Genomic DNA, 15,926 nt, shown 5'->3' on the forward strand with positions numbered 1-15,926 from the left:
CGAATGTTTTCATACGCGTCAACAAATTCCGACCCTGCTTAGTCATATTTGACGTAAGCGAAGCGTTGATCGGTCAGCGGAGTGCCCTCCAGTGCCCCGCCTTCCTTGGCCGGCTGCCACTGGACAACGTCCTCGATCTTTTTCGCCAACTCGAAATCCTTGTCGGTAATGCCTTTCGCCGCGTGATTCGTCAGGCGCACCTCGACCCAGGCATAGGAGGCGGTGATATCAGGATGGTGCCACGCCGCCTCGGCGAGATGACCAACCGTGTTGATGACCATGAGCGTCGATTTCCAGCTGTGGGTCTTGTATTTGCGCCGGATCCAGCCGTTTTCATAACGCCATTTCGGCAACTCCTTCTCAAGCCGGTCGGCGATCTCGGCTTCCGAATAGACCTTTTCCTTGACTGTCTCGTTCATCTCGACCTCCGCGAATTGCTCGGTCTGTCACACGCCGGAGCCGGCAAACACGTATGCGTTCTCTTTGGCTTGCCCCATCGACGAAAACAGTTATCATGGTACCGGGCACCTAAACTTCCATGATGCATCCATGATGCACCCATCGGGGGGCAGATGTCGAATTCTGTTACCATACGAGTGCCCGCTCGCCTGCACCTTGGCTTCCTTGATCTCAATGGCGATGCTGGACGGCGGTTCGGCAGCGTCGGGCTTCCATTGAGCGAACCCGAAACCGTCGTCACCCTGTCGCGGTCCAGCGAGACCATCGTCGAAGGCTCCGAGAGCACCCGCGCCAGCGAGCATCTATCGACGCTCTGCAAGCATCTTGGCATTCGCGGCCAGCACCATCTGGTGGTAGAGCAGTCGATCCCCAGTCATGCGGGTCTGGGCTCCGGCACACAGATCGCCCTTGCCGTCGCCTCGGCGTTGCGCACGCTCCACAATCTGCCTCTGGACATCGCCGGCGACGCTAACCTGCTCGAGCGGGGCGGCCGATCCGGCATCGGCATCGCAAGTTTCGAAGACGGCGGCGTCATAGTCGACGCCGGCAAGAACGACCGCGGCGGAACGCCTCCGGTCGTCGCGCGGCTGCCGTTTCCGGAAGAGTGGCGCGTCCTCCTCATCCTCGACCATTCCGGGCATGGACTGCATGGAGCAGCCGAGGTTGCGGCGTTTCGCTCGCTGCCGCCATTCCCAACGGCAGGCAGTGGGGAGATCTGCCGGAGGGTGCTGATGGGCATAATGCCGGCTTTGGTCGAGCGGGACCTTCCGGCATTCGGCGCCGCCGTCACCGCGATACAGATGCTGATCGGCAGCCATTTCGCCCCGGCCCAGGGCGGCGTGTTCACCTCGAAGCGGGTCGAGATGGTGGCCCACTGTCTCAATGAAGCAGGCGCCGTCGGCATCGGCCAGAGTTCCTGGGGGCCGACAGGCTTTGCCTTCGCGCCATCGCAGGACGCCGCACTCAAGTTCGTCGACGCGGTTCGGAAGACGACAGTTGAGGGCGGCCTTGAGGTCAAGATCGTCAAGGGCAGGAACTCCGGCGCGAAGATCAGTTCAACCAGGCTGGATCTGGTCGGCAGCTGACGCTTCAGTTTCAGGCAGAAAGGCAAGAAATGGCCCGCAAACACATCCTGCACATGCTGACACCGTTGAAGCAGATGAGCCCCTTCGACGTGAACATGGCGCTCGACGCAGGTTTCGACGCCGTCGTCCCCTATGTCGATGTGGGCTTGGCCGAAGTGACAGGACTGGTCCAGGACGCGATCTTTTCACGCCCGCCGGATGCGGGTGTCGACACCGGCATCTTCATCGCCGGGAAGGATGCCTCGTTGGCGCTCGACATGTTCGACGCCGCGAAGAAGGCGATGGTGCCGCCTTTCCAGGTTTCGGTATTTGCCGATCCAGCCGGCTCGTTCACCACAGCCGCGGCGATGGTGGCCAAGGTCGAAAAGGCGCTGGAGAAGAAATTCCAGCGTGCGCTCAGGGATACGAGAGTGGCTGTTTTCGGCGCCACCGGCGTCGTCGGCTTCTGCACCGCCGTCATCGCGGCAGGGGAAGGTGCCCGGGTCACACTTGTCGGCCATGACGGCATCGAACGGGTCAAGCAGATCGCGGCCGAGATCGAAAGCAGGTTCCACCTCACCGTCGATGCGGCTGACGGATCGAGCGACGCCCGCAAGACAAAGCTGGTCGAAGCCAACGAAATTATCCTGGCTTGCGCCAAAGCTGGCGTCCAGGTGGTCTCCAAAGCCCAATTGAAAGGCAATGACCTGCTTATTGCGGCCGACGTCAATGCCGTTCCCCCGGCCGGCATCGAAGGATTGGCCGTCAATGCCAATGGTGATCCACTCGATGCGGCAAAAGCTGTCGGCATTGGTCCGCTTGCCATCGGCAATGTCAAATATAAGGTCGAATTCGGTCTCTTCAAAAGAATGATCGAATCCGAAAAGACGATCACGCTCGGTTTTCAGGAAGCGTTTTCCCTTGCACGCGAGATTGCCAAGTAACGCCGGATCTCTTTTGATCGCGGCAATTTCAGGCCGGGGGCTGGCCGCCGCCGCGCGTCGCGCCGGCTATCGTCCGCTGGTCGCCGATTTCTTTTGCGATACGGACACCGTCGCGCTCGCAGAACGCGCGACAATGCTGCCAGGCGACCTGCAAGGAGGCATCGACGGCGAGCGCATCATCGACACGCTTCGGCGATTGGCTGGCGACGACCTGCCGGCCGCCATTGTCCTGGGCTCAGGGTTTGAGCGGATGCCTGAGACCGTGGACAAAATCGCGCGACACTTTCGGCTCGCCGGCAATGGCGGCGCCGCGATCCGCAGGATCAAGGATCCGCAGTTGCTGGCCGATGATTGTGCCGAACTCGGCATCCCGCATCCGCAACTGCGATGGGACCAGCCGCCTGACCCGGAGAACTGGGTGGTCAAGACCGCGGGCGGCGCCGGCGGCGGACACGTCAGACGAGCAGCCGGAGAAAGCCCGACCGCCGGCCGCTACTTCCAGCGCTTCGTTGCCGGTCGCAGCATCTCGGCCCTGTTCGTCGGCAATGGTCAAACCGCGCACCTCGTGGGTTTCAGCCACCAATGGACGTCTCCCGCCCCCACAGCGCCCTATCGCTACGGCGGCGCCGTACGGTTGAGACGCTTCGATCGCAGACAGGCGGCGGTCATCGGCGGCTGGCTCTCAAGTCTGACGCGGCGCGCCGGCCTGCTTGGATTGTGCAGCGCCGATCTGATCCGTGGACCAGATGGCTACACGTTCATCGAGATCAATCCGAGGCCGGGCGCCACCCTCGACATTTTCGACGATGTTGACGCGCCATTGATCGAAGCGCATCTGCGCGCCGCGACGGGTCAGGTCTTCCGCTTGCCGCGCTTCGTCGATTCGATGGCGTCGATGGTGACCTACGCCGCGACGCCAATCACTCACTTTCCGTCGATTGCCTGGCCTGAATGGACAGCGGACCAACAGTCGGCTGGCACCCGTCTGATTGCCGGCGACCCTGTCTGCACGGTCTTCGCGCGCGGTCCGAGCGCCCAATCGACCAAGCGGCTCATCAAGGGACAAGCCAGCCAATTGCAACTCCAATGGGAAGGAGACCGGACATGAAAGACGGTTCGGCATTCCTGAACGACAATGCACAGCGCATCGTTGACGGCATGATCGGCGACGCCGAACGCCTGCGTATCGTCGTTTCCAGGGGGCCATTGGGCGAGCGCCTGATCGATGCCGGCGCCAAGACCGTCGGCAGCGTCGAGGCCGGGATGCGCATGGCTGAGGCTGCGATGGGCGGTCTCGGCAGCGTTTCGGTGTTCATGGATCGCGCGTCACAGCAATGGCCGTTCACCGTCGAAGCGCGATCTTCGCAGCCGGTGCTGGCCTGCCTGGGCAGCCAGTATGCGGGCTGGAACCTGTCTGGCCAGGACTATTTTGCGATGGGATCTGGGCCTGCGCGGGCCCTCGCCCGGGTCGAACCGCTGTTCGAAACACTTTCCTATCACGACATCGCATCTTCCGCGGTGCTTATCCTTGAGACGGCCGAACCGCCTCCCCGCGCGACCGTTGAGAAAGTGAGCAAGGCAACTGGACTGGCGACGGAAAAGCTCACCTTCCTCTATGCGCCGACACAAAGCCTTGCCGGCGGCGTGCAGATCGTGGCGCGCGCGCTCGAGGTTGCCCTGCACAAGATCAACGATCTCAAATTCCCGCTGGAAAACGTTGTCGACGGCATCGGAACGGCGCCGATCCCCGCCCCCCATCCGGATTTCCTGACCGCTATGGGCCGAACCAACGATGCCATCATCTATGGCGGCAGCGTCCAGCTCTTCGTCAAAGGATCGGCGAAGGAGGCTGGCAAACTCGCGGAAAAACTTCCCAGCAGCGCCTCACGGGACTACGGCCAACCCTTCGCCGAGATATTCACGCGGTTCAAGGGCGATTTCTATGCCATCGACCCGTTGCTGTTCAGCCCGGCTGAAGTGATCGTGACAGCGATCGAAACCGGCGATACTTTTCGCGCCGGTCGGCGTGATCTGAAGATGCTCGAACGGAGTCTCGGCTAGGGCATGGCGGTGCAAAGGGATTCGTCTGTCATTCGCCCGCCCGGCGACTGCCTTCCGTGCAGCCCTGCCGCGGACGCTGCCATGAGGGCCTGGAATCGCTCGCGCCGCCGACATTCCCGCACCCGAGAGGCCACATGATCCCTCGCATCCTGATCGTCAGCGACAAAGTGGACACCGGCTCCAACGGCCTGGCGGCAGGACTTGGTCGGGGGGGCGCCGCCGTTACAGCCGTGCCGCTGGCGGCGATCGCATTCGATACCAGCAGCCCGAGCGGACTTGCGATCCCCGGCTTCGGCGGCACGCTGCCCGACGCCGTGCTCGTCCGTTCGATCGCCGCCGGATCGTTCGAAGCGGTTACCCGGCGCCTCGGGGTGCTGCACGCGTTAAGCAGACTGTCGGTTCCCGTATGGAATTCCGCGCAGGCGATCGAGCGCTGCGTCGACAAGTCGATGACGACATTCCTCCTGAAAAATGCCGGCCTGCCTACGCCACGCACCTTTGCCGTAGAAGGACTTGCCGTCGCCGAGGAGGTCGCGGCGCAAGAGCTTCCGCGGGGACCGCTGGTGCTGAAACCATTGTTCGGGGCGCAAGGCCGCGGCATAAAGCTGATCCGCACGTTCTCGGACCTGCCGGCCGCAGAAGAGGTGAACAGCGTCTACTACCTTCAGCAATATGTGTCGCGTGCCGGTCCGCCTTTCCGGGATTTCCGCGTGTTTGTCTGCGCCGGAGAGACCGTGGCGATGATGAGCCGCATCAGCGACGACTGGATCACGAACGTCAACCGGGGTGGCGTGCCGGAACAGGTTTCCGAACATGGCAAGGCGGAACTGGCATCGCTGGCCGTCGCTGCGTCAGCCGCGGTCGGCGCGGATTTTGCCGGCGTGGACATCGTGCGGGCTGACGACGGCAATCTGTTCATACTCGAAGTGAACAGCATGCCCGCATGGTCGGGATTGCAGTCGGTGGTCGCCGTGAACATCGCCGAAGCAATCGCCGATGCCTTGCTGAAACTTCTGGCCGACCGCGCCGAGGCGGCCGCCGCACCGCGGCCCTACCGTTTTGCCGCGCCTGCGAATTCGTGAGGGCGGGCAAGGTGGTGCTTTCGCGTGAACGCCTCCGGGCCAGCTATAAGAATGCCTGCAGGATGGAGATCGAAGCCCTAAAGCCGGGCAACGTCCATCTGTTCGCCGACGGACACGGCATGTCCGCCGCCCAGTTCATGACAAGTGCGGAGGTTTCCTCCGGGCCGCTGACCGATCCTCGTCTGCCGGTCGGGCAGCGGATGCTGGAGGCGGTGCGCGCGACACGACTGGCGGTCGCAACCAATACCAATCTCGGAATCATCCTTCTGGCAGGGCCTCTGATATGCGCCGCCGAAATGGGCGGTGACAGACTGCGTGACAATCTCGATTCGCTGCTTCGGGCTTTGAGCGTGCAGGATACCAAGGCGGTATTCGAGGCGATCGTCACGGCCGCGCCAGGCGGCCTCGGAGAAGCCGCCAACGATGTGCGGCAGGAGCCGAAGGTCCATTTGCTGGACGCGATGAGGGAGGCTGCCGACCGCGACATGATCGCTCGCCAGTACAGCAACTGTTTCGGCGACGTGTTCGGGGTCGGGCTCGCCGCGCTGGATGGAGCGTTGGCACGTGAAGAAGACGGCATGTGGCCGACGGTGTTCGTCTACATGGCGTTTCTCGCCGGCTTCCCCGACAGCCATGTGATGCGCAAGCACGGCGTTCACGTCGCAAATCAGGCGCGGCAGGAAGCCGTTGCCGTTCAGGCGGCGCTCCATGCCGAGGGCGACGAACCGTCGCGCATTCGTCTGCTCATGGAGTTCGACCGCCGGCTGAAGGCCGACAACATCAACCCCGGCACCTCGGCCGACCTCACCGTGGCTACTCTTTTAGTCCACACCCTCGCCCTCACCTTGCATAATCGCGGCGTTGGTGCTTGACTTCCAAAAGCGGAAGCTGTGCTTCCGCGGCTATCTAGCCAACCGGTCCGGGCAAATCCGGACGCTGCCAACAAGGATAGCTGTCCATCGAGCGCCTGCTCGGTTGCAGCGTCCGTGGACATCATAATTGTGTCTTGGAGGAAATTGGCATGGCAAAAATATCAAAGGTTATGGTCGGTGAATCGCTGGTGGGAGACGGCAACGAAGTCGCGCATGTCGACCTGCTCATCGGCCCGCGGGGGAGCGCGGTCGAAACGGCATTTTGCAACGCGCTTACCAACAACAAGGACGGCTTTACTTCGCTTTTGGCGGTGATCGCGCCCAATCTTCAATGCAAACCCAACACCGTGATGTTCAACAAGGTCACGATCAAGGGTGCCAAACAGGCGGTCCAGATGTTCGGCCCGGCGCAGCACGCCGTGGCAAAGGCCGTGCAGGACAGCGTTGCGGACGGGACCATTCCGGCCAACGAAGCAGACGACGTGTTCATCTGCGTCGGGGTATTCATCCATTGGGACGCGGCGGACGACGCCAAGATCCAGAAATACAATTACGAGGCGACAAAGGAAGCCATCCAGCGCGCCGTTGCAGGAACCCCGACCGCCGCCGAAGCAACGGCCCAGCGCGACAAGGTCAAGCATCCGTTCGCAGCCTAGACAAGAGACAGCCCCGCACAGGAAAAACCCTCTTCTGAGACGGATGGTCTGTTGCGCCGGCTGAAAAAGGTTCTGGGCTTTTGAAACGTCAGCTCCCGAAGGGCGCACGCCCTTCGGGAGCTGACGAGCAACGACGATCAGGCGCCGAGTGACGCGAGGTGGCCGGGCGTGAGCGTAGCGTTGTGCAATGAGGTTGCGACCAGTGCCGCGGCGACGCCCATGGCGGACAAGGCCCTGATGTCGTTCTCGTCGCGGACACCGCCGGCCGCAATGACAGCGCGATTTCCGGCCTTGGCCTTGACCTCCTGCAACCGCCCGAAGTCGGGACCGGCGGCCGCACCGACCTTGGCCAGCGTCATGACAATCACCTTTTGCGGCCAAAGCTCGGGCTCATCGAGAAGAGAACGCGGCCCGCAAAAACTATCGCCGACGAAATCAAGGGACAGGATGAGATCGGGATGATCGCGAAAACGCCGCAGCAACATGTCGTCTCGCTGCGATTCAGAGCCCAGAACAGGAGACAGCGAGCGTTCGGCAAGCGCCGCCAAAAGTGTCTTTTCGTCGGCCACGCCGGCATCGACCCAAAGTTCCGGCGGCTCCGCCATCGTCCTCAGCCGGGCGAGTGCGTCGCTGTTTGGCGCTCCGCCTTCGATAGCGTCCAGATCTGCGATGTAGAAGGTGGAAAAAGGATAAAGCCCACGCAGTCCTTCAGCGACCGCGACCACATCAGGGCTTCGGCTGAGCGGCGTAACGATCGGCCTGTAGCGATCGCGTTTTCCCTGCTGGGCGCGAACCACCACGCCGTCTTTCAGGTCGAGAACCGGAATGATACGCAACGCTTTTTCACCGACCAATTGCCCCCGTCATGAAAGCTTGAAGCGTGGAAAAAAGAAAGGGCATCATTGCCGGTTTCGACATTGGCGGCGCGCATCTGAAGGTGACCCGCGCACAAGACGGTCGCATCGTCGAGGCGGTAACGATCGCAACGCCGCTCTGGCAAGGGTTGGACAAGCTGGCTTCAGCCCTCGACGAAACGGCTCCGATCTACGCGGGTGCGGATCTCAACGCATTCACCATGACGGGCGAACTGTCGGACATCTTTCCGTCCCGCGATGCCGGCGTGGCGGCTCTGCTGGGTCAGATTTCCACCCATTTCCCCGCAGACAAAAAGCTGGTCTATGCCGGACCATCCGGTTTCGTCGGAGTCGAGCGGGCAGCGCAGCTGACCGCCGATGTGGCTTCCGCCAATTGGCACGCGACAGCCTTGTTGGTGGCAAAACTCGCCGGCGATGCCCTGTTCGTCGACATGGGCTCCACCACCACCGATATTATCGCCATCAAGAACGGCGCCGTGGCCAATGACGGCTACACCGATGCCGGACGGCTTCTAACCGGCGAATTGGTCTATACCGGCTTTACCAGGACATTCCTGTTCGGCGTAGCCTCGTCGGCTCCCGTCCATGGCAGGCTAACGCCGCTGATGAACGAATATTTCGCCTCGATCGCCGACGCTCACCGCATCCTGGGCGTGCTCGACGAGGACGACGACAGGCACCCTCCCGCCGACGGCAAGGAAAAGACTGTGGACGGCTCGATCGCGCGGCTGGCGCGCATGGTGGGGCGCGACGCCACCGACCTCACCCCGCCGGAATGGGGTGAAGTCGCGCGCTGGTTCAGCGAGCAGCAACTGCGCAAAGTGCACGATGCAGCGGCGCTGGTTGCCGGAACCCTGTCTCGGGATGTCCCGATCGTCGGCGCCGGAAGCGGTCGCTGGCAGATCAGGCGGCTGGCCGAACGCATGGAACGCAGTTACGTCGATTTCGCCGACATCATCCCCGCCGATGACACTGTTCGCGGGCAAGCGAGCAGCGCGGCACCTGCGTCCGCAGTGGCGCTTTTGGCGGGATATCCTTCGTAAGCAGGTTGCGGCGCTCGCGCCTATGCTCGCGAGTCCTCGCTATCCGAACCTTTGGCGGTCAAGTGATCGCTGACACGCTGCATCAGCCAGCCCCAGGCTTCCTTTTCACCGTCGCCTGCCGTCTTTTCGATGGCGATCGAAAGGTAGGCGATTTCCGCCTCGATCTTGTTGCGCGGCAGCATGCCGAGCCGGCTGACCAGGATGGCCAGCTCAAGCACCGCCGCCTTGGCTCGGTTGAGGCCGGTGAACGGCGCGAGCGTTTCCTCCCGCACCACGCGGCAGAAATGGCGGGGGCGCACACCATTGTCATCGACCGCCCGGACTTCGAGGCCCGAATACGCCAGCGCCGCCTCGAGCCTCGGCACCGGGAACCCGTCAACCGGAACGGTTGGCCAATGCTTGCGGCCTGTCAGGCAGCCGGCAAAGACACGCGCGTCGTCAGTATAATTGGCGATGGCGAACGGCACTTCGGCGAGATTGTCGAGCGTGACCGACGGCCGGAACGGCGCGATAACCCAACCGTCATTCTCGGCAATGATGCCAATCGGCGCGATGTGGACGTTGCCTGCCTTATTGACCGTCGTGATGATCGATTCGCGAATGTAGGGCATGGTCCTAGCGCTCTTTCCTTGCGCGGAGCGTCTTGCCCGGCTCGGCAAGACGGGTACGGTCGGTTTCGGGTGCCGGCGCGGCAACGCCCCATGCGAGCGGCTCGTCCTGCACATAACGCTTGCCGAGCCGCCACGCGATCTCCGCCTTCATCAGTTCCGCGCCGAGGTAAAAAGCGTGTGCGCCGTCGGCGTTGACGTCCAGCCAGGCAAAAAGTTCGAACGCATCCGTGGCAACCGCATGCCCTTTGCTATTGAAAACATGGATGCCGTCCTCCGCTACCGCGATCCGGAAGTTGGCATCGCGCACCTGGGCCGCCAATGCCTCGATATCGTCGGTTGAGGCTGTGAAAGGCTTGCGATCGTGGACCTGCAACAGGCCTGGGTGATAGCCGCGCGGCAACGCGCCGTCCATGCAAGCAGCCAACATGACGCGGCGGGCGATATCGTGCTCCTCGATCGTGCGCACCGTGTGTGGGCTGACATGCACCGCCAGCACGTTCCGGATCCGGAGTTCCGAGCAGAGCCCCGCTAGAACGGCTGTAACGCCGGAACTGTCGGCGTCGGTCAATTCGGTGAGATTGCCGGTGCCCATCAGCAATTCGATGTCCGGCCAACGGCGCCGCGCCTCGATGAAGCGCCCGAGTGAAACGGCGAAGCCGAAATGGATCGGGTCGAGCACGGGATCGGCAATGAAGGCGACGCCGGCCTTTTGTGCCGCGGTAATCGCCCGGCCGAGCGAATCCAGATCGCCGGGGATGGAGGGTATCAACACTGCCGTAGCCCGATGGTCGAAGATCAACGGCAGCGTGTTCTCATCGAGGCTGAGAAGATAGTCCGCGCCGGCGTGCGCACCGATCGACAGTTCATCTGCGCTGGCCGAATCGACGCTGACCACAAACCCCTGTGCCTTGAGTGCCCGCACTGCCTCAGCCAGCAACGGAAACGGCGTCTCCGGCAGGCAGCCCAGATCGATGACATCGGCGCCGGCCGCAGCCAGCATCGAGGCCCTCGCCATCAGGGCCTCGACCGACAGCATCGGCGCATCGACGATCTCGGCGAAGATGCGCATATCGTGACGCGTCAGATCCGGCGGTTTGCCCGCCCGGCCAAGGAAGGCCGGAAGGTCGGCGATCTCGTCGGGGCCGCGCACAAAGGGCACGCCGAAATGCTCCGACAGGTGTTCGATGTTTCCCCGATAGCGTCCGGGCAGGATGACGCGGTCGACGTCTCCTGTCAGAGTGAGCCGACGCTTCACGATGTCCTCGCTCATCAGCGCGGCGACCTTGACGCCGACGTCGACGATTTCCCACGCGAATTCGGTTCTGCCCAGCCCGGTCAGCAGCCGTTCCAGCCGCGCCTTGGCCAGATGGCCGGTAAGAAAAACCAGCCGCTCAGCCATCGCTTGCGAGTTCGGCCTGGCGCCGTGTGAGCGAGGCTTCGAGATCAGCGAGCGACTCGACCACCAGGGTCCGCTCGAAACTCTTCAACTGTTTGGTATTTTCCAGGTCGATCCTGCGCGGATAGACCTTGACCAGCCCGTGCGGTGCCTGGGTTTCGAGTTCCGGCGCGGTGTCGCAAGCAAAGACGATGGCTGGCACACGGCACTTTCCCGCTTGAGCAAAGACATTGGTAGCGAGCGTGTCGGAAATGCCATGCACGCATTTGGCGACCGTGTTGGAAGTGGCCGGCGCCACCACGACCGTGTGATAGACACCGTGGTAGAATTCGCCGACCGGGATCGCGCTTGCGGTCTTGTCGTGCAGCACGCGCGTCGTCTCCGGGAAATCAAATTTAAGCTTGTACATGCGCAGGACTTCGTTGGCGGCCTTAGACACGAAGACATCGCAATGTTCGAGCTGGCGAACAAGTGCGAAGCTCTCCGTAAAAAAATGCCCGGAACCCGTCAAAACCCACGCCCAGCGCGGCACATGCAGCTTCACCATCGGCTATCCCGCCTTCTTTGCCGACGACCCTGTTGAAGCCACTATCCGGATGCCGGGCAGCTTGCCCGACGCGAGCATCGCGCCGGCCCCGGCAGCATCCTTCGGACCGGCGAGATGGAAATCGATGCCGTCGGGCAGCATGGCGGCAAAGCCTGGGTCGACAATGCCTCGGGCCCTCAGGCTGTCAGCGGTATCGCTGTCGAAGAATGCACCGGTCTGCTTGACAAGCAACAGCGCGTTTGCGCCAAGCTTGCCGGCAAGCCAGGCAGCCAGAGAATCGGAGGTAATGTCCCAGGAGGCCGGAACATCCAGCGCCGCCAGTGCCAGTGACGACGGCAGCCACACCGGAACCTTCCCCGCCTCCAACACTCGCCCGATCTCGTCCAGCGACCGTGCCGGCGCCAGCCTTTCGTCCCGGTCGAGGATGACATGGCCGAACTGCTCCATGGCCAGGATCGCCATGGCATGAGCGGCGGTGTCGGAAAAATCCATGCTGGTCTGCGTCTCGCGCACATGATCGGCAAAGAGCCCGCCGCCGGGCACGATGACGATCGGCAGCCTGGAACCCGCCAGCGCTGCGATCCAGCTCTTCATCTCCGCCGCATGGGCCGTGCTGCCGCCAAGCTTGACGATGGCCCGTCGAAGCATTTCGGGGCGCTCCTGGCGCGGCCGGAAAACAACGCTTCGGTCTTTTCGGCCAGCAATGCCGGAGGCAGCACCGCGTCCCGCCGATTGGCGCTTGCGTTCGATCTCAACGCCGACGCCGCCAGGGCCGAGCTCGAGCTTTTCCACCCTAACCGTGACGCGCACGACACGCTGGTTCTCCAGCACGTGCGCTGCCACCTGCTCGGCCAAAGCCTCGCTGAGCTGGATATGGCCCCGCGCGATGATGGTGCGAATGCCGTCCATGATGATGTCGTAGGAGAACACATGGCGCATGTCCTCGGGATGGTCGGTGATTTGCAGCACGTCGGCGATCACATCAAAGCGCACTTTTTGAGTATGGCCATGCTCGAAGCTGTAGGCACCGATCTGGACCGGCAGAACAAAATCCCGCACAAAAATCCTGTCCGTGCCCAGTGTCGGGTCGGTGTCCGGCGAATAGCCTCTCGCTGCCAACAGGCGATAGTCGATACTCGATTGATCGCCGGTCCCGGATTCCGCTGGAATCAACTCGCGAATCTGCGAGACCGCCTCGGCGCTGATCGAACTCGTGCGACCGGAATGGCCACACAGCGCCCCCCGAAAGCCGAGAAAATCGGGAGCGAAAGGCAATAGGCGCGGAATATCCGGAGCTTCCAGCGATCCACTCAGGCCGACCATCAGACCGAGCGATTTCGTTCGATCGACGAATCCCGGAATACGCTCCGGCGGCAGATGATCGAGCAGCCGGCCCTTCCCCTTTTGCGCGGTATCAACCATCACGCCGTGGAAGCGATGCCTGGCGAACATCGGCAGAAGCTCGAAGTCCGGCGCCAGATCGGCAAACAGCACGGCAATCAGCTTCGTTCGTGCGGCGAGCGGTTCAAGCGCCTGTGCGCAGGCAGAGATATTTGCCGAAGGAAAAAATCCGATCTTCACATAGTCGACGCCGGTCGCCGCGATCTCTTCGGCCTTGATGCGGATCGTTTCGGGTTCCATCGGCAGGTCGCCGCAGACAGCGCTGACCGGAGCCCGACCCGCGATGAAAGAGATCGTTCGGAGCATGGTTTCCATGGACACCGCGCCCAGGGCTCCCGCCTTCGGGTCCTTCAGGTCGACGATATCGACACCTCCAGAAAGAGCGATCTCCGCCTCTTCGATGCCGGTGACGCTTGCCAGCATTCTGGTCATTTGAACAGTTTCTCCAGTTTGGAGGACAAGACGCTTTTATAGAGGCGGTCGATCCCCCTGCGCCACGTCTCGCCGGTGTTGCCATGCGAATCGACGCTGGCGACCTTCCGCACCGTTCTGGCAGGCGCGAAAAGTCGTCCTATAGGGTTTGATAAATTTTGCGGGTCGGCTAAGTTGATCATGGGCACCTTGACTTGGCGCGGGTCCGGCAACCGTCGAACCTCTGCGCAAGAATGGGTAATTACTATCGATGACGAGCGCGGTGCCAGGCACTCTCGCTGCCTTTTTGTGCTTTTTTTCCCTGACCGTCAACGTTTCCGACGCGACAGGCCAGGAAACGGTGGCGAAGCCGGAAAAAAAGATAACTGAAATCAAGATAGGCTATTTGCGGGCCTACGAACCTCAATTGACGCTTTCCATGCTCGACCTGCCGCCACGTGACGAAGGTGTCGCCGGTGCCGAGGTGGCGATCGGCGACAACAACACGACGGGAAAGTTCACCAACCAGAAATTCAGCCTCGACGTGACCGAGGTCAAGCCCGACGGCGACGCGGTTCAGGCATTCGAAGGCATGATCGCCAAGGGCGACCGCTATGTGGTCGCCGATCTTTCAGCCAAACAATTGCTGTCGATCGCCGACATCGCCCGCGACAAAGGTGTGCTGATCTTCAACGTCGGCGCCACCGACGACAGCCTTCGCGAGGAGGACTGCCGCATCAACGTTTTCCATATCGCGCCGACGCGCAGCATGCTGGCCGACGCGCTGGCGCAGTATCTCATGGTGAAGAAGTGGCCGAATTGGGTGCTGCTCTATGGATCGCATGAGCAGGACCATCTCTACGCCGATGCGCTGCGCCGCGCGGCAACCCGCTTCGGCGGCCAGATCGTCGCCGAGAAGGAATTCAAGGATACCGGCACAGCCAGGCGCACCGACACCGGCGCCACGCAGATACAGCAGCAGATTTCCGTGTTCACGCAAGACCTGCCGGAGCACGACGTGGTGCTTGTCGCCGACGAAAGCGAGGTTTTCGGCACCTACGTGCCCTACCGCACCTGGACGCCGCGGCTGGTCGCCGGCACGGCCGGTCTGGTTGCATCGTCATGGCATCCCGCCAGCGAACAATGGGGCGGCATCCAGATGCAGAGCCGCTTCCTGAAGACGACGAGCCGGCGGATGCTCTCCAAAGACATGTCGGCCTGGACCGCGGTGCGTGCGGTCGGCGAGGCCACCACGCGCACCAAGGGCGACGATGCGAAAAAGATCAGCGACTATATACGCTCTGACGATTTTTCGGTTGCTGCTTTCAAGGGGCAGAAGCTGACCTTCCGCAAATGGAACCTCCAGCTTCGCCAGCCGATCTTGCTTGGCGATACCAAGTCGGTCGTCTCGACATCGCCACAGGAGGGCTATCTTCACCAGGTCTCCGAACTCGACACTCTCGGTGTCGATCAGCCGGAAACGAAATGCGCTCTCAAGTAGAGTCAATCGGGAGGAATTTGCGTGCAGAAACGAGCTTGCGCATTCGCTATTCTCGCGGCCGGCTTCACGGCCAGCCCGGCATCGGCCTATACGGCTTACGTGTCCAACGAGAAGGACAACACGATGACCGTCGTCGACACGGCGACGATGCAGGTGGTGAAGACCGTCGAAGTCGGCCAGAGACCTCGCGGCATCACCATCTCGCATGACGGCAAATTCGTCTATCTATGCGCCAGCGATGACGACACGATCCAAATCATCGACACCGCGACACTTGAAATCGTCGGTACGCTGCCATCCGGCCCCGATCCCGAATTGTTCGTCCTCTCGCCCGACGGCAAGACGCTTTATGTCGCCAATGAGGACGACAATCTCGTCACCGCCATCGACGTCGAAAGCAAGCAGGTCCTGGCCGAGATACCAGTCGGCGTGGAGCCGGAAGGCATGGGTGTCAGCCCCGACGGCAAGACCATGGTCAACACCTCGGAAACCACCAGCATGGCGCATTTCATCGACACCGGCACGCATGAGGTGACGGACAATGTGCTGGTCGACACGCGCCCTCGCTTCGCCGAATTCAAGCCCGACGGCTCGCAGGTCTGGGTCAGCGCCGAGGTCGGCGGCACCGTCAGCGTCATCGACAACGCCAAACGCGAAGTGGTGAAGAAGATCCAGTTCGCGATTCAGGGACTGCGGGCCGAAACCATCCAGCCGGTAGGCATCGCCATCAGCGCCGATGGCAAGAAAGCCTATGTCGCGCTCGGCCCGGCGAACCATGTCGCGGTGATCAATACCGACACTTATGAGGTGGAAAAATACATCCTCGTCGGCCAGCGCGTCTGGCATCTGGCCTTCACGCCCGACCAGAAAACGCTGATCACCACGAATGGCAATTCCAACGATATCACCTTCATCGACACGGCCACCGACGAGCCGGTCCAATCGCTCACTGTGGGCCAGCAGCCCTGGGGTGTGGTCATTTCGCCCAAATAGCAGACATTGA

At 62.1% G+C, this 15,926-nt stretch carries 16 protein-coding genes; 10 read left to right on the forward strand and 6 right to left on the reverse strand.

Going from position 1 to position 15,926, the window contains the following annotated elements; translation table 11 throughout:
* Positions 1–38 precede the first annotated feature (38 nt).
* Positions 39–419: a 4a-hydroxytetrahydrobiopterin dehydratase gene (locus tag LB519_RS08890; RefSeq protein ID WP_013532029.1), complete on the reverse strand. Its 381-nt coding sequence runs from the start codon at positions 417–419 to the stop codon at positions 39–41.
* 153 nt (positions 420–572) lie between these two features.
* Between LB519_RS08890 and LB519_RS08895 the strand changes: the two genes are divergently transcribed.
* From LB519_RS08895 to fae, 7 genes are all read left to right on the forward strand, one after another.
* A complete protein-coding gene (locus LB519_RS08895; RefSeq protein WP_024504393.1) occupies positions 573–1,544 on the forward strand; it encodes a beta-ribofuranosylaminobenzene 5'-phosphate synthase family protein in 972 nt (323 codons plus the stop codon).
* Between the two features lie 29 nt (positions 1,545–1,573).
* Positions 1,574–2,467, forward strand: a complete 894-nt coding sequence (locus LB519_RS08900) for an NAD(P)-dependent methylenetetrahydromethanopterin dehydrogenase (protein ID WP_013532031.1) — start codon at positions 1,574–1,576, stop codon at positions 2,465–2,467.
* Positions 2,468–2,480: 13 nt separating this feature from the next.
* Positions 2,481–3,575: an ATP-grasp domain-containing protein gene (locus tag LB519_RS08905; protein ID WP_063167856.1), complete on the forward strand. Its 1,095-nt coding sequence runs from the start codon at positions 2,481–2,483 to the stop codon at positions 3,573–3,575.
* Complete coding sequence (gene mch / locus LB519_RS08910) at positions 3,572–4,528, forward strand: methenyltetrahydromethanopterin cyclohydrolase (RefSeq protein WP_024504391.1); 957 nt, start codon at positions 3,572–3,574, stop codon at positions 4,526–4,528. The genes LB519_RS08905 and mch overlap by 4 nt, the downstream gene beginning before the upstream one ends.
* A gap of 134 nt (positions 4,529–4,662) precedes the next feature.
* Positions 4,663–5,610 (forward strand): RimK family alpha-L-glutamate ligase, encoded by a 948-nt coding sequence (locus LB519_RS08915; RefSeq protein ID WP_063167855.1) that lies wholly within the window; start codon positions 4,663–4,665, stop codon positions 5,608–5,610.
* 14 nt (positions 5,611–5,624) lie between these two features.
* Positions 5,625–6,482: a triphosphoribosyl-dephospho-CoA synthase gene (locus LB519_RS08920; RefSeq protein WP_318011922.1), complete on the forward strand. Its 858-nt coding sequence runs from the start codon at positions 5,625–5,627 to the stop codon at positions 6,480–6,482.
* A 149-nt stretch (positions 6,483–6,631) separates the two neighbouring features.
* Complete coding sequence (gene fae, locus LB519_RS08925; protein ID WP_013532036.1) at positions 6,632–7,138, forward strand: formaldehyde-activating enzyme; 507 nt, start codon at positions 6,632–6,634, stop codon at positions 7,136–7,138.
* Positions 7,139–7,275: 137 nt separating this feature from the next.
* Here fae and LB519_RS08930 read toward each other — a convergent pair whose 3' ends face one another.
* Positions 7,276–7,974, reverse strand: a complete 699-nt coding sequence (locus LB519_RS08930) for a HisA/HisF-related TIM barrel protein (RefSeq protein WP_063167854.1) — start codon at positions 7,972–7,974, stop codon at positions 7,276–7,278.
* Positions 7,975–8,018: 44 nt separating this feature from the next.
* Here LB519_RS08930 and LB519_RS08935 point away from each other — a divergent pair, with 44 nt between their 5' ends.
* The gene (locus tag LB519_RS08935) at positions 8,019–9,056 is read left to right on the forward strand and encodes a hydantoinase/oxoprolinase family protein (protein ID WP_024504387.1); all 1,038 of its coding nucleotides are present in this window, start codon (positions 8,019–8,021) and stop codon (positions 9,054–9,056) included.
* 20 nt (positions 9,057–9,076) lie between these two features.
* Here the strand turns inward: LB519_RS08935 and LB519_RS08940 are convergent, their stop codons facing one another.
* From LB519_RS08940 to LB519_RS08955, 4 genes are read right to left on the reverse strand one after another with little or no spacing between them, the layout of a single operon-like run.
* Positions 9,077–9,667 carry a DUF447 domain-containing protein gene (locus LB519_RS08940; protein ID WP_063167853.1) on the reverse strand — a complete coding sequence of 197 codons (591 nt, stop codon included), beginning with the start codon at positions 9,665–9,667 and terminating at the stop codon, positions 9,077–9,079.
* A gap of 4 nt (positions 9,668–9,671) precedes the next feature.
* Entirely contained in the window at positions 9,672–11,066 is a 1,395-nt protein-coding gene (locus LB519_RS08945; RefSeq protein ID WP_224619550.1) for a DUF6513 domain-containing protein, read from the reverse strand.
* Complete coding sequence (locus LB519_RS08950; RefSeq protein ID WP_224619553.1) at positions 11,059–11,610, reverse strand: flavoprotein; 552 nt, start codon at positions 11,608–11,610, stop codon at positions 11,059–11,061. The genes LB519_RS08945 and LB519_RS08950 overlap by 8 nt, the downstream gene beginning before the upstream one ends.
* Before the next feature lie 3 nt (positions 11,611–11,613).
* On the reverse strand, positions 11,614–13,443 hold the full coding sequence (locus tag LB519_RS08955; RefSeq protein ID WP_224619560.1) for a (5-formylfuran-3-yl)methyl phosphate synthase: 1,830 nt from the start codon (positions 13,441–13,443) through the stop codon (positions 11,614–11,616).
* A 250-nt stretch (positions 13,444–13,693) separates the two neighbouring features.
* Between LB519_RS08955 and LB519_RS08960 the strand changes: the two genes are divergently transcribed.
* Together LB519_RS08960 and LB519_RS08965 are read left to right on the forward strand one after the other, a co-directional pair.
* On the forward strand, positions 13,694–14,923 hold the full coding sequence (locus LB519_RS08960) for an ABC transporter substrate-binding protein (protein WP_224619562.1): 1,230 nt from the start codon (positions 13,694–13,696) through the stop codon (positions 14,921–14,923).
* A 21-nt stretch (positions 14,924–14,944) separates the two neighbouring features.
* Positions 14,945–15,916: a YVTN family beta-propeller repeat protein gene (locus tag LB519_RS08965; protein ID WP_013532045.1), complete on the forward strand. Its 972-nt coding sequence runs from the start codon at positions 14,945–14,947 to the stop codon at positions 15,914–15,916.
* The last annotated feature ends 10 nt before the right edge of the window (positions 15,917–15,926 follow it).

It is taken from the genome of Mesorhizobium sp. AD1-1, assembly GCF_020164655.1.
GTDB lineage: Bacteria > Pseudomonadota > Alphaproteobacteria > Rhizobiales > Rhizobiaceae > Mesorhizobium > Mesorhizobium ciceri.